This is a genomic window from Kitasatospora sp. NPDC030952, assembly GCF_055571335.1.
Genome location: NZ_JBVIFM010000037.1, coordinates 27,210 through 49,466, shown reverse-complemented (window position 1 = coordinate 49,466; position 22,257 = coordinate 27,210). Strand labels below are relative to the sequence as shown.

23 protein-coding genes are annotated in these 22,257 nt (G+C 72.1%); 16 read left to right on the top strand and 7 right to left on the bottom strand.

The features are described from left to right. Positions 1-222: 222 nt before the first annotated feature. The 6 genes from ACZ47G_RS37655 to ACZ47G_RS37630 all read left to right on the top strand — a co-directional run bounded on the left by ACZ47G_RS37655 (position 223) and on the right by ACZ47G_RS37630 (position 7,815). A complete protein-coding gene (locus tag ACZ47G_RS37655; RefSeq protein WP_380461641.1) occupies positions 223-573 on the top strand; it encodes a hypothetical protein in 351 nt (116 codons plus the stop codon). Between the two features lie 166 nt (positions 574-739). Continuing rightward, positions 740-1,555 carry a hypothetical protein gene (locus ACZ47G_RS37650; protein WP_465750691.1) on the top strand — a complete coding sequence of 272 codons (816 nt, stop codon included), beginning with the start codon at positions 740-742 and terminating at the stop codon, positions 1,553-1,555. Continuing rightward, positions 1,545-2,822 carry a hypothetical protein gene (locus ACZ47G_RS37645; protein ID WP_465750689.1) on the top strand — a complete coding sequence of 426 codons (1,278 nt, stop codon included), beginning with the start codon at positions 1,545-1,547 and terminating at the stop codon, positions 2,820-2,822. The genes ACZ47G_RS37650 and ACZ47G_RS37645 overlap by 11 nt, the downstream gene beginning before the upstream one ends. Positions 2,823-2,829: 7 nt before the next feature. Next, positions 2,830-4,404 carry an SCO6880 family protein gene (locus tag ACZ47G_RS37640; protein WP_465750687.1) on the top strand — a complete coding sequence of 525 codons (1,575 nt, stop codon included), beginning with the start codon at positions 2,830-2,832 and terminating at the stop codon, positions 4,402-4,404. 65 nt (positions 4,405-4,469) lie between these two features. Next, a complete protein-coding gene (locus ACZ47G_RS37635; RefSeq protein ID WP_465750685.1) occupies positions 4,470-5,819 on the top strand; it encodes an ATP-binding protein in 1,350 nt (449 codons plus the stop codon). Positions 5,820-6,015: 196 nt separating this feature from the next. Beyond that, positions 6,016-7,815: a bifunctional metallophosphatase/5'-nucleotidase gene (locus ACZ47G_RS37630; RefSeq protein ID WP_465750683.1), complete on the top strand. Its 1,800-nt coding sequence runs from the start codon at positions 6,016-6,018 to the stop codon at positions 7,813-7,815. Between the two features lie 69 nt (positions 7,816-7,884). Here ACZ47G_RS37630 and ACZ47G_RS37625 read toward each other — a convergent pair whose 3' ends face one another. From ACZ47G_RS37625 to ACZ47G_RS37605, 5 genes are all read right to left on the bottom strand, one after another. Further along, the gene (locus ACZ47G_RS37625) at positions 7,885-9,327 is read right to left on the bottom strand and encodes a HAMP domain-containing sensor histidine kinase (RefSeq protein ID WP_465750681.1); all 1,443 of its coding nucleotides are present in this window, start codon (positions 9,325-9,327) and stop codon (positions 7,885-7,887) included. A 41-nt stretch (positions 9,328-9,368) separates the two neighbouring features. Beyond that, the gene (locus ACZ47G_RS37620) at positions 9,369-10,139 is read right to left on the bottom strand and encodes a response regulator transcription factor (protein ID WP_465750679.1); all 771 of its coding nucleotides are present in this window, start codon (positions 10,137-10,139) and stop codon (positions 9,369-9,371) included. Between the two features lie 110 nt (positions 10,140-10,249). Continuing rightward, complete coding sequence (locus ACZ47G_RS37615) at positions 10,250-11,452, bottom strand: S1C family serine protease (protein ID WP_465750677.1); 1,203 nt, start codon at positions 11,450-11,452, stop codon at positions 10,250-10,252. Between the two features lie 129 nt (positions 11,453-11,581). After that, the gene (locus ACZ47G_RS37610) at positions 11,582-12,640 is read right to left on the bottom strand and encodes a LacI family DNA-binding transcriptional regulator (RefSeq protein ID WP_465750675.1); all 1,059 of its coding nucleotides are present in this window, start codon (positions 12,638-12,640) and stop codon (positions 11,582-11,584) included. 124 nt (positions 12,641-12,764) lie between these two features. After that, complete coding sequence (locus tag ACZ47G_RS37605; RefSeq protein ID WP_465750673.1) at positions 12,765-13,496, bottom strand: response regulator transcription factor; 732 nt, start codon at positions 13,494-13,496, stop codon at positions 12,765-12,767. Between the two features lie 654 nt (positions 13,497-14,150). Between ACZ47G_RS37605 and ACZ47G_RS37600 the strand changes: the two genes are divergently transcribed. The 7 genes from ACZ47G_RS37600 (at position 14,151) to ACZ47G_RS37570 (ending at position 18,761) form a co-directional block, all read left to right on the top strand. Next, the gene (locus ACZ47G_RS37600; protein WP_380464106.1) at positions 14,151-14,444 is read left to right on the top strand and encodes a MoaD/ThiS family protein; all 294 of its coding nucleotides are present in this window, start codon (positions 14,151-14,153) and stop codon (positions 14,442-14,444) included. 5 nt (positions 14,445-14,449) lie between these two features. Further along, positions 14,450-15,841, top strand: a complete 1,392-nt coding sequence (locus ACZ47G_RS37595; protein ID WP_465750670.1) for a hypothetical protein — start codon at positions 14,450-14,452, stop codon at positions 15,839-15,841. Between the two features lie 157 nt (positions 15,842-15,998). Next, positions 15,999-16,721 (top strand): LmeA family phospholipid-binding protein, encoded by a 723-nt coding sequence (locus tag ACZ47G_RS37590; RefSeq protein WP_465750668.1) that lies wholly within the window; start codon positions 15,999-16,001, stop codon positions 16,719-16,721. Positions 16,722-16,945: 224 nt separating this feature from the next. Next, positions 16,946-17,026: an Ms5788A family Cys-rich leader peptide gene (locus ACZ47G_RS37585; RefSeq protein WP_350517234.1), complete on the top strand. Its 81-nt coding sequence runs from the start codon at positions 16,946-16,948 to the stop codon at positions 17,024-17,026. 233 nt (positions 17,027-17,259) lie between these two features. After that, complete coding sequence (locus tag ACZ47G_RS37580) at positions 17,260-18,096, top strand: sulfurtransferase (protein WP_465750666.1); 837 nt, start codon at positions 17,260-17,262, stop codon at positions 18,094-18,096. A gap of 37 nt (positions 18,097-18,133) precedes the next feature. Next, positions 18,134-18,424, top strand: a complete 291-nt coding sequence (locus ACZ47G_RS37575; protein WP_030059605.1) for a DUF1416 domain-containing protein — start codon at positions 18,134-18,136, stop codon at positions 18,422-18,424. A gap of 64 nt (positions 18,425-18,488) precedes the next feature. Then, positions 18,489-18,761 carry a DUF3099 domain-containing protein gene (locus ACZ47G_RS37570; protein WP_465750664.1) on the top strand — a complete coding sequence of 91 codons (273 nt, stop codon included), beginning with the start codon at positions 18,489-18,491 and terminating at the stop codon, positions 18,759-18,761. A 3-nt stretch (positions 18,762-18,764) separates the two neighbouring features. On the opposite strand, the gene ACZ47G_RS37565 is transcribed toward ACZ47G_RS37570, so the two are convergent. Then, on the bottom strand, positions 18,765-19,127 hold the full coding sequence (locus ACZ47G_RS37565) for a DsrE family protein (RefSeq protein WP_380461708.1): 363 nt from the start codon (positions 19,125-19,127) through the stop codon (positions 18,765-18,767). Between the two features lie 405 nt (positions 19,128-19,532). On the opposite strand from ACZ47G_RS37565, the gene ACZ47G_RS37560 reads away from it, so the two are divergent. The 3 genes from ACZ47G_RS37560 (at position 19,533) to ygfZ (ending at position 21,671) form a co-directional block, all read left to right on the top strand. Continuing rightward, positions 19,533-20,117: a heme-binding beta-barrel domain-containing protein gene (locus ACZ47G_RS37560; protein WP_363654256.1), complete on the top strand. Its 585-nt coding sequence runs from the start codon at positions 19,533-19,535 to the stop codon at positions 20,115-20,117. Positions 20,118-20,224: 107 nt separating this feature from the next. Beyond that, the gene (locus ACZ47G_RS37555) at positions 20,225-20,689 is read left to right on the top strand and encodes a Fur family transcriptional regulator (RefSeq protein ID WP_380461710.1); all 465 of its coding nucleotides are present in this window, start codon (positions 20,225-20,227) and stop codon (positions 20,687-20,689) included. A gap of 10 nt (positions 20,690-20,699) precedes the next feature. Next, on the top strand, positions 20,700-21,671 hold the full coding sequence (ygfZ, locus tag ACZ47G_RS37550) for a CAF17-like 4Fe-4S cluster assembly/insertion protein YgfZ (RefSeq protein ID WP_465750662.1): 972 nt from the start codon (positions 20,700-20,702) through the stop codon (positions 21,669-21,671). An 89-nt stretch (positions 21,672-21,760) separates the two neighbouring features. On the opposite strand, the gene dtd is transcribed toward ygfZ, so the two are convergent. Continuing rightward, the gene (dtd, locus tag ACZ47G_RS37545; RefSeq protein ID WP_465750661.1) at positions 21,761-22,201 is read right to left on the bottom strand and encodes a D-aminoacyl-tRNA deacylase; all 441 of its coding nucleotides are present in this window, start codon (positions 22,199-22,201) and stop codon (positions 21,761-21,763) included. Positions 22,202-22,257: the final 56 nt, after the last annotated feature.

The following is a 22,257-nucleotide window of genomic DNA, read 5'->3' as shown; positions in this document are numbered from 1 at the left end:
CGAAGTGTCCCGGAAGGCGTTGCTCACCGCAATCATCAGAGATACAAAGAGTGAGCGCTATCCTTCGTACGGTGGACATCCTCGCGTACGTGTCCGATGCCTCACGACCAATCCGCGAGAAGTAGCCAAGTCGACATCAGATCTGGCCAAGAATAGGCACCGGCCCTTCGCGCGGACGGGGTCCGGGCCCTTGAATTTGCCTGATCGGGCGGTGAGATGGAAATGAACCTGAGCAGCGTGCACAGCTATGCGGTCGGCCACCTGGCCGAGGACCCCCCCAAGAAGCCGAATATCGACACCATCATCGGCGGGATCGCCCCGGACTGGGGCCCGTTCGCGAGCCTCGGGTCGGAGGCCCGGGTGATGGTCGAGGTCATCATGGCCGTCGCCATCCTCGTCTGCCTCGGCCTCGCGGTCTGGGGTGCGGCCAAACAGCGGATCGGCGCGACCGCGATGCGCGACAGCTTCGGAGCCGAACAGGGCAAGGGGCTGATCGTCGCCGGCCTGACCGGCGTGTTCATCATTGGATCACTCGGCACTCTGTTCACCATTGTCTACGGCATGGCTATCTGACGATCGGACAGCAGCGACCCGGCCCTCCTGAGGGCAGGTTCCCGCCCGGACCTCCCCAGCGGGCCGACCGCCAGGAGTCCACCCCCGTTCCCACCCTCCGTCCGCGCCCGCCCCCGGCCGGAGGGCCCCCGGAGCCGCCCCGGCTCCCCGCACCAGGAGGGCCGCCGTGCCGTTGTCCGACGACCAGCCGCACACCCGTACGCGGCTGCCGGTCGACGAACAGCCCTCCGCTCCGGCGACCGCCCGTCAGTCCCGGCCAGTGAGAACCCTGCTGACGGTCCTCGTGGTCGTCACCCTGCTCGTCGTCGCCATCTCCATCGCCAACCGCGGCAAGCCCGGCCCCGGCGGCAACGGCAGCTCCGCCGACCGCGCCGCCCCCACCACTGGCACCGGCGCCGGCCCGGCGCCCAGCGGCGACCAGCCCGTCGGCACCACCGTCAACGGCATCGCCTCCGGCTTCCCGCACAGTGACCAGGGCGCCCAGTCCGCCGCCGCCAACTACGCGGTGGCCATCGGCTCCGCGGACATGTTCCGCACCGACAGCCGCCACACCATCGTCGCCACCATCGCCGACCCGGGCGCGGCGGGGGCCCTGCAGAGCCGACTGGACCAGGGGTTCGGCGGCGACACCGCCGCCCGCTACGGCCTCGACGCCCAGGGCCGTGCACCCAAGGGGCTCACCTTCGTCAGCCGCACCGTCCCGGTCGGCACCAAGTCGACGGCCTACGGCGACGGGGACGCCAAGGTCGAGGTGTGGTGCACCGGCCTCACCGGCCTCGCCGGCGAACGCTCCGTCCAGCCGGTGACCGCCAACTGGTTCACCCTCGCGCTCTCGCTCCACTGGACGGGGAGCGACTGGAAACTCAGCGACTTCACCAGCAGGCAGGGCCCCGCGCCGATGCCCGGAGACCAGCAGGCCGCCACCGCCGAGGAGATCACCGGCGCCGTCCAGCAGTTCGGGGGGTTCCGCTATGCCCGTTGACCAGACCGCACGCCGTACGACCGCACGCCGCGCGGGCGCACTGGCCGGTGTCCTGGCCACCTTGCAGGTGGTCGCGATGCTGGCGGCCCAGCGGGTGGTCGCCGACCCGTCGCCGACCGCGACGCCGACCTGTCAGAAGGTCGACCTTCCGATCCCGGGCAGCGATGCCGGATGTGCTCCCAACGGAGCCGTCGTCATCCCCGGCAGTGGGACCGTCGGGACCGTGACCGATCCGCTCGGGTCGTTGGCCAAGGGGTGTGCCCAGGCGGCGGCTTGGGTGGTGCGGAAGTTGTCGGGGGCGATCGACGGGACGACGGCGGTGGACTTCACCAACCAGTCGTTCCTGCAGCAGTACGCCGTGGTGTTCGCGGTGTCGACGGTGATCACGCTGGTGCTGTGGCTGCTGGCGGTGACCAAGCGGGCGGTGCGGGGGGCGCCGTTGACGACGGCGATCTCGGAGGCGGTCGGCTTCCTGTGGCTGACGGTGGTGGCCTCCGCGTTCACGCCGTTGATCCTGTTCACCGTGGTGAGCGTGACGGACGGGCTGACGAAGGCGATCGCGGTCGGGACGAAGTCGGACACCGGGACGTACCTGGGCGGGTTCGCGGACACCCTGGAGAAGGGGGACGTCGGTGGCGGGCCGCTGATCCTGGTGATCGTGTCGCTGGTCGCGGTGCTGGCGGCGGCGGTGCTCTGGATCGAGCTGGTGATCCGCGCGGCGATGCTGTACGTCGGGGCGCTGCTGGGGACGGCGGTGTACGCGGGGCTGGTGGACCGGCAGTTGTGGAAGCACGTGCGCCGCTGGGCCGGGATGATGCTGGCGGTGGACCTGGCGAAGCCGATCATCGTGATCATCATGGGGCTGGCGGGCGCGGTGGCGACCGGGGCCGGGGCCAACGACGACTTCGCCCGGGTGCTGTCCGGGCTGGCGATCCTGTTCCTGTCGATCTTCGCGAGTGCCGCGGTGTACCGCTTCGTCCCGACCTTCGGCGACGAGATGCTGAACATGCGCCGGGCCCGGGCCAGCGCGGTGCAGGCCGGTTCGGCGATGATCAACGGCACCGCGAACCTGATGAAGCAGGGCATCAGCACCCACGGCGACCGCGGTGCGCCGGCGGTCGGCGGGGGCGGCGGTGCGGGGGGTGGCTCGGTGGCGCCCGGCATCGCCGCGCACGCCGGCCGGACGCCGGCCCCACCGCCGCAGGCCGGGCCGCCGCAGGCCGCCCCGGTTCCGATCCGCGACAGCAATCCAGCGAAGGGAGGGTGACGGGTAAGTGAGCAGCGAACCGCTCGGTCAGTACGGTGCCCAGTACGCCCAGCCGTACGTGCACCAGCGCCGCACCTACCTGATCGGCAAGGCCCGCCCGAACGCGCCGATCGGCCGGAACCGGGAGTCCGGCGAGATCATACTGATCATCTTCGGGGCGTTCCTCGGGATGCTCTGGGGTCTGCTGATGCCCGTCCTGCCGCTGCGGATCGCCGGTCTGATCGGCCTGCCGCTGCTGGCCATCGCGGCGGTCTACGTGCCGTACCGCAAGCGGACGTTCTACAAGTGGGTGGAGATCAACCGCACCTACCGCCGGACGATCCGCAGCGGGCGCGCGGTGTGGCGTTCGGAGGCGATGGACTCGGGCACCCGGATGGACGGCCGCGAGGTGGAGATCGGCCCGCCGCCGGGGGTGGGTCGGCTGCGCTGGCTGACCGCGCCGTTCGGGCCGGACGAGGTCGGGGTGCTGATGCACCTGGAGCGGCGGACGGTGACGGCCGCGATCGAGATCGAGGGTCCGGGCGTCGGGCTGCGGGACTCGGAGGACCAGGAGGCGCTGGTCGACCGCTTCGGCACGCTGCTCAAGCACGTCGCCAACGGGGACGGCTTCGTGACCCGGCTGCAGATCCTGGCCCGCACCCTGCCCGCTGACCCGGACGCCCACGCCAAGGACGTCGAGCGGCGCGGCGACCACGACGCGCCGCGCTGGCTGCAGGAGTCGTACGACCAGCTGCAGTCGATGGTGTCGACCTCCTCGGAGCAGCACCGGGCGTACCTGGTGGCCTGCATGCACTACACCCGGGACCTGGCCGCCGAGGCGCACGCGATGGGTCGCACGGCCACCGGCGGGCGGGCCCGGGACGACGACGGGCTGGCGGCCGTGATGGCCCGCGAGCTGACCGACATCTGCGCCCGGCTGGCGGAGGCGGACATCCGGGTGCGCCAGCCGCTGGGCCAGGCCCGGCTGTCCTCGCTGCTGCACTCGATGTACGACCCGGACCACCCGATCGACCACATCCAGGCGATGTCCCGGCGCAACGCCTGGCCGGCCGAGCTGGACGCGACCCACCCGCAGTACTTGACCGCGAAGACCCGCGAGTCGGCGACCCGGGAGCCGTGGTGCCACGCCACCGCGTGGGTCAAGGAGTGGCCGCTCACCCCGGTGGGCGTCAACTTCCTGGCGCCGCTGCTGGTGCACACCCCGGACGTGATCCGGACGGTCGCGGTGACGATGGACCTGGAGCCCACGGACGTCGCGATCGAGCGGATGCTGACCGAGAAGACCAACGACGAGGCGGAGGCCAGCCGCGCGGCCAAGATGAACCGTACGGTCGACCCGCGCGACCTGGCCCACACCGGCCGGGTGGACCAGCGCGGTGACGACCTGGCCTCCGGCGCGGCCGGGGTGAACCTGGTCGGCTACATCACGGTCTCCTCGCGCAACCCCGAAGCGCTGGCCCGCGACAAGCGGACCATCCGGGCCTCGGCCGGCAAGAGCTACCTCAAGCTGGAGTGGTGCGACCGGGAGCACCACCGGGCGTTCGTCAACACCCTGCCGTTCGCCACCGGCATCCGCCGCTGACCGTCGCGCCGGTCCGCCCCGGACCGCGCTCGTCCACCCCTACCGCTGGCACCAGGAGGCCGCCCATGGCGCTCGGCAACCTCACCGACGCGTTCACCAGCCTGATGTTCGGCAAGGTGGAGACCACCCGGCTGCCGGTGCGCACCTCCACCGGCCAGGCGCAGGCGGTCTACCTGCCCACCGCCGCACCGGGGTTGGGCGATTCCGGAGTGATCATCGGGCGCGAGGTGTACAGCGGCAAGGGCTACGTCTACGACCCGTTCCAGTTGTACGGGCAGCAGCTGCCGGCCCCGCACTGGCTGGTGCTGGGTGAGTCCGGCAACGGCAAGTCGGCGTTGGAGAAGACGTACGTGCTGCGGCAGTTGAGGTTCCGTGACCGGCAGGTCGTGGTGCTCGACGCGCAGGGCGAGGACGGCGTCGGCGAGTGGAACCTGATCGCGAACGCGCTGGGCATAAAGTCGATCCGGCTCGACCCGATGGCGGCCCGGGACGGCGGGGTGAAGCTCAATCCGCTGGATCCGGCGATCACCCAGACCGGCCAGCTGTCGCTGCTGCGCACCATCATCGAGGTGGCGATGGGGCGCGGTCTGGAGGAGCGGGCGGGCTTCGCGCTGAAGGCCGCGCACGCCCATGTGGTGGCCACGGTGAAGGACCGCCAGCCGGTGCTGGACGACATCATCGACACCCTGCGCAGCCCCGAGCTGTCCTCGGTGGAGTCGCTGGGCGTGGCGGTGGACGAGGTGCAGTCCTGGGGCCTGGACGTGGCGCTGGTGCTGGACCGGCTGGTCGACGGTGACCTGCGCGGCATGTTCGACGGCCCGACCAGCGACGGCATCGACCTTGACGCGCCGCTGATCGTCTTCGACCTCTCGCACATCGACCGCAACTCGATCGCGATGCCGATCCTGATGGCGATCGTCGGGGTGTGGCTGGAGCACACCTGGATCCGGCCGGACCGGAGGAAGCGCATCTTCCTGGTCGAGGAGGCCTGGCACATCATCAACAGTCCGTTCGTGGCCCAGCTGTTCCAACGGTTGCTGAAGTTCGGCCGCCGGCTCGGGCTCTCGTTCGTGGCGGTGGTGCACCACCTGTCGGACGTGGTGGACGGCGCGGCGGCCAAGGAGGCGTCGGCGATCCTGAAGATGGCCTCCACCCGGACGATCTACATGCAGAAGGCCGATGAGGCGCGGGCCACCGGCCGGGTGCTGGGCCTGCCGCGCTGGGCGGTGGAGATCATCCCGACGCTGTCGCCGGGCATCGCGGTGTGGGACGTCAACGGCAACGTCCAGGTGGTCAAACACATCATCACCGACACCGAGCGGCCGCTGGTCTACACCGACCGCGCGATGACCGAGGACGCGGTGGCCGAACGCACCCGGGCCGAGCGGCAGTTGGCGGCCGAGCCGGGGGTCTGAGCCGGGCCGGGGAATTGGTGCGCAGGCTGCCCGTCCGGCTCCGGCGGCGATGGTTCGTCAGCAGGTAATCCTCTCGTTACGTCCGACCTCCTGACAGCTACGCGCGTTGACCCTAGGCTGCACTCGCGCAACACATCGCCCGCACGCCGCTGCGCTCCGCTGCCGCGTGCTCCTCCAAGGTGCAGGGGAACCTCTCATGCTCACCGTCAGATCCCGACGGTCGGCGTTCGCCGTCGTCGCCGCCGCAGGTCTGTTCGGCACGGTGGTCGTGCCGACGGCCGCCCAGGCCGCCGACGCCAACGCCAAGCGTCACAAGACCGTCAACCTCCAGCTGTTGGCGATCAACGACTTCCACGGCAACCTGGAGCCGCCGGCCGGCTCCTCCGGCACGATCAAGGAGGTCGACCCGGCCACCGGGCAGGTCGTCTCGACCCCGGCCGGCGGCATCGAGTACCTGGCCACCGAGCTGCGCAAGGCGCGGATCCCGGCCGACGACTCGATCACCGTCGCGGCCGGCGACATCGTCGGTGCCAGCCCCCTCACCTCGGCGCTGTTCCACGACGAGCCGACCATCGAGGCGATGGACAAGCTCGGCCTGGACGTCACCTCGGTCGGCAACCACGAGTTCGACCAGGGCGCGGCGGAGCTGCTGCGCAAGCAGGAGGGCGGCTGCCACCCGACCGACGGCTGCTACGAGCCCGGCCGCACCTTCAAGGGCGCCAACTTCAACTACCTGTCGGCCAACGTCACCGACGAGAAGTCCGGCAAGCCGCTGCTGCCGCCGTACTGGGTGACCAAGTCGCAGGGCGTGAAGATCGGCTTCATCGGCGTCACCCTGGAGGGCACGCCGAACATCGTGACCGCCGAGGGCGTCAAGGGCCTGAAGTTCGCCAACGAGGTCACCACGATCAACAAGTACGCCGCGGAGCTGAAGGCCAAGGGCGTCAACTCGATCGTCGCGCTGATCCACGAGGGCGGGTACCCGGCCAGCAGCGTCTACAACTACGACTGCGGCGCGGCCGGCCAGGGCATCTCCGGCCCGATCGTCGACATCGCCGAGCAGATCGACCCGGCGGTCGGCGCCATCGTCACCGGCCACACCCACAACGCGTACGCCTGCACCATCCCCGACCCCGCCGGCGTGCCGCGCTCGGTGACCAGTGCCGCCTCCTTCGGCCGGCTGTTCACCGAGATCGACATGAAGCTGGACAAGACCACCGGCGAGATCGTCCGCCCGTCGGTCAAGGCCGAGAACCACGTGGTGCGCCGCACCGTCGAGAAGGCCCCGGACATGACGGCGCTGATCGACCACTACTCCAAGCTGGCCGCGCCGAAGGCCAACCGCCCGGTCGGCTACATCTCCGCGGACATCAACGGCCGCGGCAGCGCCGACCTGGAGAAGCCGCTCGGCGACGTGATCGCCGACGCCCAGCTGGAGGGGCTCGCCCCGGCCGGCAAGGGCGGGGCCCAGGTCGCCTTCATGAACCCGGGGGGCCTGCGCTCCGACCTGGTCCACAAGGCCTCCGGCGGTGAGGGCGACGGGGTGGTGACCTACGGCGAGGCGTTCACCGTCCAGCCGTTCACCAACATGATGCAGGTCAAGACGCTGACCGGCGCCCAGCTCGTCCAGGTGCTCCAGCAGCAGGTGAGCGGATTCAACGACGCGGCGCCGAAGATCCTCCAGGTGTCCTCGAACCTCCACTACACCCTGGACATGCGCAAGACCGGCGCGGACCGCGTCGTGCTGGACTCGATCCGGCTGAACGGCGCGCCGGTCGACCCGGCCGCCACCTACCGGGTCGCGGCCAACGAGTTCCTGGCCGGCGGCGGTGACGGCTTCCCGGCCTTCGCGGCCGGCACCGACAAGCTCGTCGGCGCGTCCGACCTGGACGTCTTCACGGCCTACCTGACGGCCCACAGCACGGCGGGCTCGCCGCTGAAGCCGCCGGCGCAGGACCGGATCAAGGTCCTCGGCCCGGGCAGCGACATCGACTGACCCGTGAGCCGGACATGAGGAGGGGCGGGGCGCTGTCGGGGCGCCCCGCCCCTCCTGTTCTCCCGGCGGCTACTCGGGGGCGGGGCCGCCGGGAAGTCGTACGGTCGCCAGCGCGCCGGGGCCGCCGTCCGCGGCCGGGCCGAGCGTGACCTCGCCGCCGGCCTCCCGGACGCTCTGCGCGACGATCGACAACCCCAGGCCGGAGCCGGGGAGTTGACGTGAGGACGGGGAACGCCAGAACCGGTCGAAGACGTACTGGAGTTCGTCCGGCGGGATGCCCGGGCCGTGGTCGCGGACGGTCAGCACGCCGTGCCGGAGCCGGACGTCGATGGTGCCGCCGGGCGGGCTGTACTTCACCGCGTTGTCCAGCAGGTTGATCACGGCCCGCTCCAGGCCGGCCGCGTCACCGTGCGCGTACCAGGGCTCGGTGCTCGTCTCGAAGACCAGCCCGGGGCCGCGGAGCTTGGCCCGTTCGACCGCCCGTCCGGCGATCTCGTGCAGGGCGACCACGGTGAGGTTCGGCCCGGCCTTGGGGGTGTCGGGGCGGGAGAGCTGCAGCAGGTCGCCGATCAGCACGGTGAGTTCCTGCATCTGGGCCTTCATGTTGCCCAGCAGCTTGGTCTTGGTCGCCGGGGGCAGCGGGCGGCCGGTGTCGTTGCTGCGGATCAGCAGGTCGACGTTGGTCCGCAGCGAGGTGAGGGGCGTGCGCAGCTCGTGGCCCGCGTCGGCGATCAGCCGGGTCTGGCGCTCGCGGGAGTTGGCCAGGGCGGTGCTCATCGAGTTGAAGGAGGTGGACAGGCGAGCGATCTCGTCGTCGCCGTTGACCGGGATGGTGGTGCCGACCTCCTCGGTGCGGGCGATGTGCTCGACGGCGTCGGTGAGTTGGTCGACGGGCTTGAGGGAGGAGTGGGCGACGAGACGGCCGGCGACGGCGGCGAGCAGGATGCCGCCGAGGGAGACGGCGCCGAGGAGGATGGCGAGGCCCTGGAGGGAGTCCTCGATGGGCTGGGTGGGGGTCGCGACCATCGCGACGGTGGGCTGCGAGTAGTGCGGCACGGAGGTGAGCCGCACGAGTGCCGGGTCGCCGTTCGTGTAGCGCCCGTCACGGATGATGTATTGACCGGGCTTGAGTCGGAACGCGGCCGCGTCCTCCGGCTTGATCACAATCGCTCGGGTCGAGCCGGGGGGCAGGCCCACGCCGCTCGGTGTCACGAACTGAGTGTCCCGGGGAGCCGCCCCGCTGAACTCCGGTGTGGTGGTACGAGGTTGGTTGGCTGCCAGGGCAGCTTCCGGGCCGTCGTACAGGTTGAGGTTCTTCCCGACCATGGCGGGGGGCGCACTGACCAGGTCGGTCCGGACCTGGCCGTACAACTGCTTGTCCACGATGAACCAGCAGGCCAGTGCCGACAGGGCGATGGCCACCGCCACCGCGGCCGCGCTCAGGAAGGTGAGGCGGCCGCGCAGCGAGCGGGAGCGGTACCAGCCGACGAGGCGCCGGCGTCTACCGGGCACCACACGTGGCGGCGCCAGCGGCGGGGGAGGCGGAACAGTGCTCACGCGCTGGTGCCGGTGGCCGGGCGCAGGGCGTAGCCGACGCCTCGTACGGTCTGGATGAGGCGCGGCATGCCGCCCTGCTCGGTCTTGCGGCGCAGGTACATCACGTACACGTCCAGGGAGTTGGAGGACGGCTCGAAGTCGAAGCCCCAGACCGCCTTGAGGATCTGCTCGCGGGTGAGGACCTGGCGGGGGTGGGAGAGGAACATCTCCAGCAGCATGAACTCGGTGCGGGTGAGTTCGACGGACTTGCCGGCCCGGGTGACCTCGCGGGTGGCGGTGTTCATCCGCAGGTCGGCGAAGGCGAGGACCTCGCTGTCGTCCTCGACGACGGCGCGGGCGGCGGCCTCGGCGGCGAGGGCGTTGCGGCGCAGCAGGGCGCGGACGCGGGCGAGGAGTTCGTCGAGTTCGAACGGCTTGGCGAGGTAGTCGTCGGCGCCGACGTCGAGGCCGGTGACGCGGTCGCCGACGGCGTCGCGGGCGGTGAGCATCAGCACGGGGACGGTGTCGCCGCGGGAGCGCATCCGGCGGACGGCGGTGAGGCCGTCCATCCGGGGCATCATGATGTCCAGCAGGACGAGGTCGGGCTTGTCGCGTTCGACGGACTCCAGGGCCTCGTAGCCGTCGGTGGCGGTGGCGACCTCGTAGCCCTCGAAGGCGAGGCTGCTCTCCAGGGCGTCCCGGAGGGCGGGTTCGTCGTCGACCACGAGGAGCCGGGCGGAGGGGTGACCGGCCTCGGCGGTGCTGCGGTCGTCGGCGGACGGGGTCATGGGCTGGTGCCCTTTCTCGTCGGGTGGAGGGCGTGCTGGGTCGCTCTGCTGGGTCTGCTGGAGGTAATTGTCCGCCTCGCGGACGCCTACCGGTTCCTACGGATTGTGGCTCACAGGCTCTGGCCGGATTCGAGCTTCGGCAGGACCTGCTTGATGTCGTTGATCGGGATGGCGAAGCCGAGGCCGACGCTGCCGGCGCCGCTGCTGCCGGAGGAGCTGGATCCGCCGGGCGCGTACATCGCCGAGTTGATGGCGATGACCTGCCCGTTGGCGTTGATCAGCGGGCCGCCCGAGTTGCCGGGGTTGAGGGCCGCGTCGGTCTGGAAGGCCTTGTAGGTGGTGGTGTCGCCGTTGCTCTGCTGCTGCTGGGCGCCGCCGCCGCGGGTACCGGGCAGGCCGGGCAGGAACGGGAGGCCGAAGCCGCCGTTGCCGCTGGTGGAGCCCTCGTCGAGCTGGACGGTGACGTCGCGGTTCTCGGCGCTGATGATGCCGGAGGTGACGGTGCCGGTGAGGCCGTCGGGGTTGCCGATGGCGACGACCGGGTCGCCGATGGCCGTGGTGGAGGAGTCGCCGAGGACGGCGGGGGTGAGGTTCTTGGCGCCGCTCGCGGTGATCACGGCGACGTCGAGCTTCTTGTCGGTGCCGGTGACGGTGGCGGAGGCGGTGGAGCCGTCCTTGAAGGTGACGGTGATCTGTCCGCCGTCGGAGGCGGTGGCGATCACGTGGAAGTTGGTGAGGATCCGGCCGTCGGTGTTCAGGACGACGCCGGTGCCGGTGGCGGTGCCGGTGCGGTCCTTGACGGTGATCTGCACGACGCTGGGCGAGACGGCGGCGGCGACGGCGGGCACGTTGGCGGTGCCGTCGGTACGGGCCGAGACGGGGCTGGCGATGGTGCCGACCCGGGTGTCGGCGGACTGCCGGTCGGCGGCGATGACCCCGCCGGTGACCCCGCCGATCACGGCGGCGATCGCGGCGACGGCGGTCACCAGGGCGATCCGCCCGCGCAGCAGTCCGCGCCGGGCCCGGCCGCCGTGGTCGCCGTGGTCGCCGGGGCCCTCGGGGCCCGAGGGGTGACCGAGCAGGGTGGGCGGCTCGGGCGGCATGGGCGGCGGGGGCGGCGTCGCGCCGAAGGCGCCGCCGGAGTGGTCCTCGTGGTGGCCGTACCCGGCGTACGGGTCGGTGCCGCCCTCGCGGTGGCCGTACCCGGCGTGCGGGTCGGTGCCGCCGGTGTCGGAGCCCAGCACGGTGCCCTCGATGACGCGGGGCTCGTACTGGCCGTACTGCTCGCTGGGGTTGTGCCGCTGTTCGCTCATGCCGACCAAGCTCCGCCTGGTGGATGAGGACGGGATGAGAAGCGGCTCAGAACGTGCCGAGAACCCCGTTGGGTTCTCATAAAGCCTGGTCAGGCCGCCGATGGAGCGGAACCGGCAGTTCCGCTCCGGTTACTCCTGGGCGGCCCGGCCGGGGGCGGCGCCGTCGCAGCCGCAGGAACGGCGGATGACCAGGCGGGACGGGAACTTGCGGACCCGTTCGGTGTCCGATCCGGGCACCATCAGGGAGTCGTCCAGCACCAGGTCCACGGCGGCCCGGGCCATCGCGTCGCGGTCGGAGGCGACTGTGGTCAGCGGCGGGTCGGCGAGCGCGGCCTCGGGCACGTCGTCGAAGCCGGCCACCGCGAGGTCCTCGGGGACGCGCAGGCCGACCTCGCGGGCGGCCCGCAGCACGCCGATGGCCTGGTCGTCGGTGGAGCAGAAGACCGCCCGCGGCCGCTCGGGGGAGCGCAGCAGTTCGAGCGCGACCTCGTAGGCGCCGTAGCGGTGGAAGGGCGCGTCGATCAGGTGTGGTTCGGTGGGGATGCCGTGGGCGTCCATGGCGCGCTGCCAGCCCTCGACGTGGTCGATGACCGGGTCGCCGGGCGCGGGGGACTCCACCGGGCCGCCGAAGCAGGCCACGTACGGGTGTCCGTGCTCCTCCAGCAGGTGGCGGACGACGGCCTCGGCGCCGCCGACGTCGTCGGTGACCACCGCGACGTCGTCGATCGCCTCGGGACGGCGGTGCAGCAGGACGACCTTCGCCCCCTCCATCGCGGCGAACTCCTCGGCGGCGCGCTGCGAGGGGCCCTGGCTGACCAGGATCAGGCCGGAGACCCGCATGCCGAGGAAGGCGCGGACGTAGTGCACCTCGCGGTCGTCGACGTAGTCGGAGTTGCCGATCAGCACGAGCTTGCCGCGCTCGGAGGCGGCCCGTTCGACGGCGTGCGCCATCTCGGCGAAGAAGGGCTGGCGGGCGTCCGGGACGACCATGCCGATCAGGTTGGTCCGCCGGGAGGCCATCGCCTGGGCGACGCTGTTCGGCCGGTAGCCGAGCTGCTCGATCGCCGCGAGGACCTTCTCCCGGGTCGCGGGCGCGACCGGGCGCGGACCGTTGTTGATCACGTAGCTGACGACCGCGGTCGAGGTCCCAGCCAGTCGGGCTACATCGTCGCGCGTCACCTTGGCCACGGGGGGAGTCTACGCGTGTGGCCCCCGGGGCGGCAGTGGGAGCGGGGCCGCTCCGGGGGCGCACCGGGAGCAATCCGGACGAGCCGGGCGGGGGACGGCCCGCCCGGCTCGTCGGGCGGGGAGGTCAGGCCTCCAGCGGGGTCGCGGGGCGCTGGGCGCGCTCCGGGCGCTCGCTCTTCTCGGCCTTCTCCGGGACGACGAAGCGGTAGCCGACGTTGCGCACGGTGCCGATCAGCTGCTCGTTCTCGACGCCGAGCTTGGCGCGCAGCCGGCGGACGTGCACGTCCACCGTGCGGGTGCCGCCGAAGTAGTCGTAGCCCCAGACCTCCTGCAGCAGCTGGGCCCGGGTGAAGACCCGGCCGGGGTGCTGGGCGAGGTATTTGAGCAGCTCGAACTCCTTGAAGGTGAGGTCGAGTGCCCGGCCCTTGAGCTTGGCGGAGTAGGTGGCCTCGTCGACCGAGAGGTCGCCGTTGCGGATCTCCATCGGGCTGTCGTCGGTGACGACCTGGAGGCGGCCGAGCGCCAGCCGAAGCCGGGCCTCGACCTCGGCCGGGCCGGCGGTGTCCAGCAGGACGTCGTCGATGCCCCACTCGGCGGTCACGGCGGCCAGGCCGCCCTCGGTGACCACCAGGATCAGCGGGCAGCCGATGCCGGTGGAGCGCAGCAGCTGGCACAGGCTGCGGATCTGCGGCAGGTCGCGCCGCCCGTCGACCAGGATGACGTCCGCGCTGGGGGTGTCCACCAGGGCCGCTCCCTCGGCGGGGGCCACCCGGACGTTGTGCAGCAGCAGGCCGAGGGCCGGCAGCACTTCGGCGGACGGCTGCAGTGCGTTGGTGAGGAGGAGGAGTGAACTCATACCCGGTGGTCCCCTTTCCGGGTCGTCGCGGTAGCGCCACGGTTGCCGCCGCAGCCGGAGGGCGCAAGTGCTGAGGGGAGGGGGAAGGACGCCCGGGCGGGGTCGGGGGAGCGCTCGACGGGCCGGGGGTCCCGCAACCCCTGGTGCACCGTTCCTGCCCTGCTCATCCCGCGAACCCTCCGGTCTGGTCCGGTCCCGGGTGGCGGCCCGGCGCCGGGTGGCGTCACCCCGCCGACCCGGCACGTCCTTGTGCCGCGAGAGGCGGGGCGGTCCCTGCGGCGCGCCGGGGGTGGGCCGGCGAATCGCACGAACGTCCGTACTGGCGTCCTGAAAGCACAAAAGGACCCGGGGGCGACTCTGCCCGGATCCCTCTTGGTCCATGAGGATAGCCGACCGCCTTCCGCGCCGGGAGTGCGCGAATCCGGCGGTTCGCCCAATCCGGGCGCACGCCGGGTGAGCCTGGACACAGCTTCGAGCGCCGCCGCGGGCCCGTCCGACCGGGGCGATTGCCGCTGGGACCGGCGGACACGCCATCATGGGACCCACATCGGCGGCGATGTCGGGGTCCATCGTTCGGGTGGTCGGACGGCGCTGCGGTGGCGAGCCGGACCGGGTCACCGGGGCCGGGCGAGGACGAACGGAAGGGGTGGCCCGATGGGCGCGACCACCGAGCCCGCCAGCGGCGCCCGGGTGCGCGGGACGATCCGCTACTGGGCGGCGGCGAAGTCCGAGGCCGGGCTGGCCGAGGAGCCGTACGAGGCGGCGACCCTGGCGGAGGCGCTGGCGGCGGCCAAGGAACGGCACGCCGACCGGCCGAAGTTCGTCGGGCTGCTCGGGCACTGCTCGTACCTGGTCGACGGGGCGCAGGTGGGCGGCCGGGACCACGCGACCGTGGCCCTGACCGAGGGCGGGACGGTCGAGGTCCTCCCGCCGTTCGCGGGAGGCTGAGCGGCGTGACGGACATGAACTACCCGAACGACGGCGGCGGCTACGGCGACTGGCCGCAGCAGCCCCGGCAGCCCCATCCGCATCCGCAGCAGCAGGCGCCGTACCCGCCGCAGCACGCGCAGCACCCGTACGGCTATCCGGTGGACGACGACGCGGCGACCACGGTGCTGCCGCCCGTCCCGCCGATGGACGACCCGGCCGCGACCACGCTGCTGCCGCCGGTGCCCCCGATGGACGACGCGGCGACCACGCTGCTGCCGCCCGTCCCGCCGATGGACGACGCGGCGGCCACCACCCTGCTGCCGCCGGTGCGGGTCTCCGGTGCGATGCCGGTCGCCCCGCCGCAGCACGCCGGCCGGCCGCCGCGGCAGCCGGTGCAGCAGCCCCCGATGCAGCCCCCGATGCGGCATCAGCCGATGCCGCAGCCGGTGATGCCGCAGCAGCCGCAGCAGCCGTCCCGGGCACGGCACGCGGCCCCGGTGCCGCAGCCCGCCCCGCAGCAGGCCGCGCCCGTCGGCCACCCCGCGGCCGGGATGCCGCCCGCCGCCGGGCTCGGCTTCGACCCGCCGACCATGACGCTCAAGCGCCCGGACGCCCCCGCCGCCCCGCCGCACGCCGCCCCGCCGTACGGCGCCCGGCCGGCGCAGCCGGTGCCGGCCGCCCCGGGGGCCGCGGCCCCGCAGGGCCGGACCGGTTCGCCGATCATCGACCCGGGCCTCCAGCCCGCCCTGATCACGGCCGGCGCGGCCGCGCTGCTGGCCGGCGGCGCGGCGCTGGGGCAGGTGGCGCTGGCCCTGGTGGTGGCGCTGCTGCAGCTGCTGACGGCGGCCGGCTGGTTCCGGCTGAACGGCATGTGGCCGGCCCGGCAGGGCATCCTGCTGGCGGCGCTGTCCGGGTTCGTGGCCGACGCGGCGGTGCTGCTGGCGGACTCGGACGGCGGCGTGGCGGCCGTGGTGGGCACCCTGGGCGGGTTCTTCCTGCTGGTGCTGGTGCTGCAGACGTTCCGGCCGTCGGACCCGAAGGAGCGGTTCTACGCGCTGACCGTGCTGGGTTCGGCCACCGTGGTGACGGCGCTGTGCACCACGCTGCTGCTGGCCGACTGGGTGCCGGCCGGGGTGGGCGCGGTGGCGCTGGCCACCGTGCTGGCGGCGGCGCCGCTGCCCGGGCCGAAGCAGCTGGGCCCGGTGCTGGGCCTGGTCGCGGCGGTGCTGCTGGGCTTCCTGGTGGGCGCGCCGGTGGCGCTGGGTGCGCTGGCCGGGCTGGGTGCGCTGGTCGGCCGCCGGGTCGCGGCGTACGACTTCCCGTCCCGCTTCGTGCACATGACGGCGGGCGTGGCGCTGCCGCTGGCGGTGGCCGCGCCGCTGATCTGGATGGCCACCGGCCCGCTGGCCGGCTGAGCCCGGTCCGCCGCGACCGCGTCCCGCCCCGGAACCACCTTCCGGGGCGGGACGTCGTACGGTCGTGCGGTAGGGGCCGCGTCCGGGACGGTCCAGGGACGGGACGGCGGCGGACCGCGGCGGGCGACGACGGCGACCGGTGACGACGGGGGACACGATGCGCGGATGGCTGAAGGCGACGATCGGCGTGGCGGTGCTCTTCGGGCTGCTGCTGGGCGCGGACCGGATCGCGGTCGGCGTGGCCGAGGACGAGGCCGCCGACCAGCTGGTGAAGAGCGGCCGGATGAGCAAGCGGCCGGACGTCACGATCGAGGGCTTCCCGTTCCTCACTCAGGTGGTGTCGAAGAAGCTCGACGACGTCCGGATCTCCTCGGACGGACTGACCGTGCGCGACAACGGCCAGCAGGTGGCGCTGCACTCCTTCAAGGCCAAGCTCTCCGGGGTCGAGGTGAGCGACAACCTGAACAGCGCCACGGTGGACACCGGCACCGGCAGCGGCGTGATCACCTACCAGGACCTCGCCCAGTTGCTGCCCCCGGCCTCCCAACTGCTGGGCGGCGCCTCGCTGCCGGTCGGCGGCAACTCCCGGCTGAGCCTGTCGTACGGCGGGCCGGGCAAGGTCAAGGCCTCGCTGGGGCCGGTCTCGGTCGGCGAGGCCACCGTGCACAACGACGGCAACACCATCACGGTGGACGGCCTCCGGCTGAGCTCGTTGGCCGAGATGTTCGCCGGGATCTCCAACCGGAAGGTCGAGCCGGCCAGCGTCACCCTGGACTCGATGCCGGCCGGGCTGAAGCTGGCGGCGAAGGACGGTGTGACGCCGCTGCCGGAGGGCCTCCAGCTGTCCTTCGAGGGCAAGGGCGTGAAGCTGCTGGGCTGAGCCCGGCCCGTGTGCTCCGTTCCGCTCCGCGAGACGCGCTGTCCAGCGCGGACCGCGGAGCGGCGTCGTTTCCGCCCGTTGTGCGCCGCCGCGGGGTGCTCGGTCGGGGCCCGGCGGGGCGCCGGTCGGGCGGCGTGGAGGCGAATCCCAGCATTCGATCATTTTGATCTCGGCATTCGATACGCTGATGACAGGCGGCCCCCGGTGTCCCTAGCATCGTCGGCATGAAGCGACAGACGGATCTCACGAAGCGGCGGGCGGTCGACCTGTGCCGCGTGGCCGCCTGTCTGTGTCGAATGCGCTAAGTCGGCATCCTGGCAGGGCAGTTGACGCCCGCCGCCGATTCCCCGGTGACCTCGTGGAGCCCTTGCGGCCGCTGGTCGCCGCCGTACTCCGCAGTCCCCCGCCCGGTCGTCCCGGCTTCGCTCCTCCGTCCCATCATTCGGACGGGTATTCGGACCGCACCCGTTTCGGGCACCCCTGCAGCACCTGTTGAGCAGCACCTTCCGCCAACCGCCCCCGGATGGAGAACACCACCATGAGCCGCAGTGACGTCCTGGTCGACGCCGACTGGGTCCAGGCCCGCCTGGACGACCCGAAGGTCGTCATCGTCGAGGTCGACGAGGACACCTCCGCGTACGACAAGAACCACATCCGCAACGCCGTCCGGATCGACTGGAAGAAGGACCTCCAGGACCCGGTCCGCCGCGACTTCATCGACCAGGCCGGCTTCGAGGCGCTGCTCAGCGCCAAGGGCATCGCCAACGACGACACCGTCGTCCTGTACGGCGGCAACAACAACTGGTTCGCCTCGTACGCCTACTGGTACTTCAAGCTGTACGGCCACGGCGACGTCCGCCTGCTGGACGGCGGCCGCAAGAAGTGGGAGCTGGACTCCCGCGACCTGGTCTCCGAGGTCCCGGCCCGCCCGGCCACCGAGTACACGGCGCAGGCCGCCGACTCCTCGATCCGCGCCTTCCGCGACGACGTGATCGCCGCCATCGGCACCCTCAACCTGGTCGACGTCCGCTCGCCCGACGAGTTCTCCGGCAAGCTGCTCGCCCCGGCGCACCTCCCGCAGGAGCAGTCGCAGCGCCCCGGCCACGTGCCGAGCGCCCGCAACATCCCGTGGGCCAAGAACGCCAACGACGACGGCACCTTCAAGAGCGACGAGGAGCTCAAGGCCCTGTACGAGGCCGAGGGCATCGACCTGGCGAAGGACACCATCGCCTACTGCCGCATCGGCGAGCGCTCCGCGCTCACCTGGTTCGTGCTGCACGAGCTGCTGGACCAGCAGAACGTCAAGAACTACGACGGTTCCTGGACCGAGTACGGCAGCCTCGTCGGCGTGCCGATCGAGCTCGGCAACAACTGAGCCCCCGGCTCGACCCGTAAGTCAGAAGGAGACAGACATGTGCGGTGCGAAGGCCGGCGGCCCGGACCTGGCAGGAGTTGACGTGGCGAACGAGACGATCATCCAGGGTTCGGTGACCCGCGACGGTGAGCCGGTCAACGGCTACGTCCGGCTGCTCGACGAGGGCGGCGAGTTCACGGCCGAGGTGCCCACCTCGGCGACCGGCCAGTTCCGGTTCTTCGCCCGCCCGGGCAAGTGGACCCTGCGCGCGCTGGTCCCGGGCCAGACCGTGGACCGTCAGGTGGTGGCCTCCCAGGGCACCGCCGTCGAGGTCGCGATCGCGGTCTGACCGGTTTGGACGATCACACCGGGGCCCCTGCCGTGCAGGGGCCCTCGGTCGTACCGTGGAAGACGTGCAGACGAGGCGCCGGCGGCGCTACTACTACGCCATGATGGGCGTGTGCCTGGGCCTGTTCGTCCTGGCCTGGGGCGTGGTGCGGTTCTTCTCGGTGGCCGCGGCGGTCGGCCTGTGCGTGGTCGCGATGGTCATCCCACCGCTCGCCGCGGTGTTCGCCAACAAGCGGGACCCGGACGACGACTGGTGGAACGACCCGCGCTGGGACGACCCGAAGTGGGACGACCCCGGCCATGACCGGGACCGCCCCGACCACGACGACCGGTCGTAGCGGTCAGTAGACGAGTGCCTGGACGCCGTCCGCCATGATCTCGCTGAGGAAGACCTGCGCGCCCGCGATCCGGACGCCCTCGACGGTGTCCTTCTGCTCGATCCCGCGCCGGGCCGCGCACTGGGTGCACAGGGTCACCGAGCCGGCCGCCAGGACGGACTCCAGGAGGTCCGGCAGCGGCGCGGCGTGCGGCAGCTCGAACTCCGCCGCCCGACCCGGCACGGCGAACCAGGACGACTCCCCGGTCAGCCAGAGCGAGACGTCGATCCCGCTGGCGACGGCCACGGCCGCCACCGTGAAGGCCTGTGAGCACCGCTCGGGCGCATCCGCCCCGGCGGTCACCTTGATGACGAGCTTCTTCGACATGGCGCCACCTTAGAGGCCGCGCGGGCCCCGTCCGCCGTCATCGCGGAATCCCTTGGGCAAACCTTGGACGGCGCCCGGACGCGGCCCCGGCCGGTCGGCCCGGCAACCGGCGCGGCGGGGCTCGAAACCCGACGCGGCGGGACGCGAAACCCGACGTGGTGGGGCTCACCGCGACCGGCCGTAGCCCGCCGGATAGAGTGAGCGCGAGCAAAATCCACCACACTGTCGCCGCCTGGGAGCCCCCCGTGTCCGGTCTGGAAATCTTCTTCGACGGTCTGCTGGCCCTGATGGCCGTGCTGATCACCTGGTTCGCCATCTTCTCGGTGATGAAGCTGTACCAGGGCCAGCGCTGACCCTGCCGTACGGTTGAGGCAGACCGCACCGACCACGACAGCGACCAGGAACATGATCGAGATCCCTTCTGACCTCCACAGGGACGTCGTCCCGCTCGCCTTCCTCCTCGGTACCTGGGAGGGCGCGGGCGTGTACGACTTCCCGGGCACGGAGAAGTGCAACTTCGGCCAGGAGATCGTGATCCGGCACGACGGCCGTCCCTTCCTGGAGTTCCGCTCCCGCACCTGGGTGCTGAACGAGGAGGGTGAGAAGGTCCGTCCGCTGGAGAACGAGCACGCCTTCTGGCGCATCACCAGCAACCACGACGGCACCAGCGGCGCCCGGGGGATCGAGATCTCCTCCGTCCGCGACGACGGTACGGTCGAGATCTGGTACGGCGAGCTGGCCGACGGCAAGCCGCAGGTCGACGTCTCCACCGACGCGGTGGCCCGCATCGAGGGCTCCCCGGAGTACTCCGGCGGCAAGCGGCTGTACGGCTTCGTCAACGGCGAGCTGCTCTGGGTCGGCGAGAAGGCCGCCCCGAACGTGCCGCTGCGCCCGTACATGTCCGCGCAGCTGAAGAAGGTGCTCAGCCCGGCCCAGCTGATCAAGGACATCAACGACCTGCCGGACGACGGCATCGCGTTCTTCAAGTGACCGGCTTCTCCGAGTAGGCCCGCACGATCCGTGCACGAGGTAGGGACCGGCCCCCGGCCGGTCCCTACACTTGCCTCAGGACCCCCGACCTTGGCAGGGACAGAACCGTGGCGGACACCGGCACCACCGACTGGCAGCTCTCCGGCGACTGGAAGGCCGACCTGCGCGAGCGCGGCTACCGCCTCACGCCGCAGCGACAGCTCGTCCTGGAGGCCGTGGACGTCCTCGACCACGCCACCCCCGACGACATCCTCTGCCACGTCCGCAAGACCGCCAGCGGCGTCAACATCTCCACCGTCTACCGGACCCTGGAGCTGCTGGAGGAGCTGGGCCTGGTCTCGCACGCCCACCTCGGCCACGGCGCCCCGACCTACCACCTGGCCGGCCGCCACCACCACCTGCACCTGGTCTGCCGGGACTGCGAGAAGGTCACCGAGACCGGCACCGAGATCGCCCAGCCGCTGATCGACCGGCTGCGCGAGCAGCACGGCTTCGACACCGACCTCAAGCACTTCGCCATCTTCGGCCGCTGCGCCGACTGCGCCGCCGGGCAGGACGACGGCCGGTCGTAAGCTGGCCGGTATGACCGGTGAGAAGAGCCCGCTGCTTGCCCTGCCCGGAGCCGTCCCCGCCGAGGGGGCCGACGAGGGAGTCGCCGCCCACTACGGCGACATCTTCCGTGAGCAACGGAACCTGTCGCGGGGCACCGGCTTCGTCGACCTCTCGCACCGCGGCGTGGTCACCGTCACCGGCGCCGACCGCCTCGCCTGGCTGCACCTGCTGCTCACCCAGCACGTCAGCGGGCTGGAGCCGCAGCACGCCACCGAGGCGCTGGTGCTCTCCCCGAACGGGCACGTCGAGCACGCGCTCTACCTGGTCGACGACGGCACCACCACCTGGGCCCACGTCGAGCCCGGCACCCAGGGCGCGCTGGTCGGGTACCTGGAGAGCATGAAGTTCTTCTACCGGGTGGAGGTCGCCGACGCGACCGCCGAGTACGCCGTGGTGCATCTGCCGGCCGGCTCCACCGGCTCCGTCGAGGGCGCCGCCGCCGTTCGCGAACTCCCGTACGGGCGCGACCTGTTCGTGCCGCGCGCCGAGCTGGAGAAGCTCACCGCCGGGTACGGTCCGGCGGCCGGGGTCTGGGCGTACGAGGCGCTGCGGATCGAGGGCCACCGGCCCCGGCTCGGCTTCGAGACCGACCACCGGACCATCCCGCACGAGGTGGACTGGCTGCGCACCGCCGTCCACCTGCAGAAGGGCTGCTACCGCGGCCAGGAGACCGTCGCCCGGGTGCACAACCTGGGCCGCCCGCCGCGCCGGCTGGTCTTCCTGCACCTGGACGGCACCGAGGAGACCCTGCCCCCGCACGGCACCGAGGTGCGGCTGGCCTCCGACCCGGACGGGCGGTCGCTGGGCTTCGTGACCTCCTCGGCCCGGCACCACGAGCTGGGCCCGATCGCGCTGGCGATCGTCAAGCGGAACGTCCCGGTGGACGCGGTGCTGCTGGCCGGGACGGTGCCGGGCACCCAGGACGTGATCGTCCCGCAGTAGCCCAGTAGCCCAGTAGCCCAGTAGCCCAGTAGCCCAGTAGCCCAGTAGCCCGGTAGCCCGGTAGCCCGGTGTCTCGGCGGCTCTCTGGCTCAGACCTCGACCAGGACGGTGAACGGGCCGTCGTTCACCAGCGCCACCTGCATGTCGGCGCCGAACCGGCCCGTCTCCACCTTGGCGCCGAGCGCGCGCAGTTGGGCGACCACCTCGTCCACCAGCGGCTCGGCGACCGGGCCGGGGGCGGCGGCGTTCCAGGTGGGGCGGCGGCCCTTGCGGGTGTCGCCGTAGAGGGTGAACTGGCTGATCACCAGCAGCGGGCCGCCGATGTCCGAGCAACTCTGCTCCACGCCCTGGTCGTCGGCCGGCAGGATCCGCAGCGTCCAGAGCTTGCGGGCCAGTTGGGCCGCCTTGGCCGGGGTGTCCTCGTGGGTCACGCCGACCAGGACGCACAGTCCGGGCCCCTCGATCGCGCCGACGGTCTCTCCCGCCACGGTCACCCGGGCCTCGGTCACTCGCTGCACCACTGCTCGCATGCCGCCATTGTGCCGGAGCGCCGCCCCGCCCCGCGGGGAGAGGTGCGCATGAGGGG

Bases quoted from the DNA above. Each gene is read 5' to 3' on its own strand.
- ACZ47G_RS37655 (WP_380461641.1), top strand. From the start codon at position 223: ATGAACCTGAGCAGCGTGCACAGCTATGCGGTCGGCCACCTGGCCGAG.
- ACZ47G_RS37645 (WP_465750689.1), top strand. From the start codon at position 1,545: ATGCCCGTTGACCAGACCGCACGCCGTACGACCGCACGCCGCGCGGGC.
- ACZ47G_RS37635 (WP_465750685.1), top strand. From the start codon at position 4,470: ATGGCGCTCGGCAACCTCACCGACGCGTTCACCAGCCTGATGTTCGGC.
- ACZ47G_RS37630 (WP_465750683.1), top strand. From the start codon at position 6,016: ATGCTCACCGTCAGATCCCGACGGTCGGCGTTCGCCGTCGTCGCCGCC.
- ACZ47G_RS37620 (WP_465750679.1), bottom strand. From the start codon at position 10,139: ATGACCCCGTCCGCCGACGACCGCAGCACCGCCGAGGCCGGTCACCCC.
- ACZ47G_RS37615 (WP_465750677.1), bottom strand. From the start codon at position 11,452: ATGAGCGAACAGCGGCACAACCCCAGCGAGCAGTACGGCCAGTACGAG.
- ACZ47G_RS37605 (WP_465750673.1), bottom strand. From the start codon at position 13,496: ATGAGTTCACTCCTCCTCCTCACCAACGCACTGCAGCCGTCCGCCGAA.
- ACZ47G_RS37600 (WP_380464106.1), top strand. From the start codon at position 14,151: ATGGGCGCGACCACCGAGCCCGCCAGCGGCGCCCGGGTGCGCGGGACG.
- ACZ47G_RS37590 (WP_465750668.1), top strand. From the start codon at position 15,999: ATGCGCGGATGGCTGAAGGCGACGATCGGCGTGGCGGTGCTCTTCGGG.
- ACZ47G_RS37585 (WP_350517234.1), top strand. From the start codon at position 16,946: ATGAAGCGACAGACGGATCTCACGAAGCGGCGGGCGGTCGACCTGTGC.
- ACZ47G_RS37580 (WP_465750666.1), top strand. From the start codon at position 17,260: ATGAGCCGCAGTGACGTCCTGGTCGACGCCGACTGGGTCCAGGCCCGC.
- ACZ47G_RS37575 (WP_030059605.1), top strand. From the start codon at position 18,134: ATGTGCGGTGCGAAGGCCGGCGGCCCGGACCTGGCAGGAGTTGACGTG.
- ACZ47G_RS37565 (WP_380461708.1), bottom strand. From the start codon at position 19,127: ATGTCGAAGAAGCTCGTCATCAAGGTGACCGCCGGGGCGGATGCGCCC.
- ACZ47G_RS37560 (WP_363654256.1), top strand. From the start codon at position 19,533: ATGATCGAGATCCCTTCTGACCTCCACAGGGACGTCGTCCCGCTCGCC.
- ygfZ (WP_465750662.1), top strand. From the start codon at position 20,700: ATGACCGGTGAGAAGAGCCCGCTGCTTGCCCTGCCCGGAGCCGTCCCC.
- dtd (WP_465750661.1), bottom strand. From the start codon at position 22,201: ATGCGAGCAGTGGTGCAGCGAGTGACCGAGGCCCGGGTGACCGTGGCG.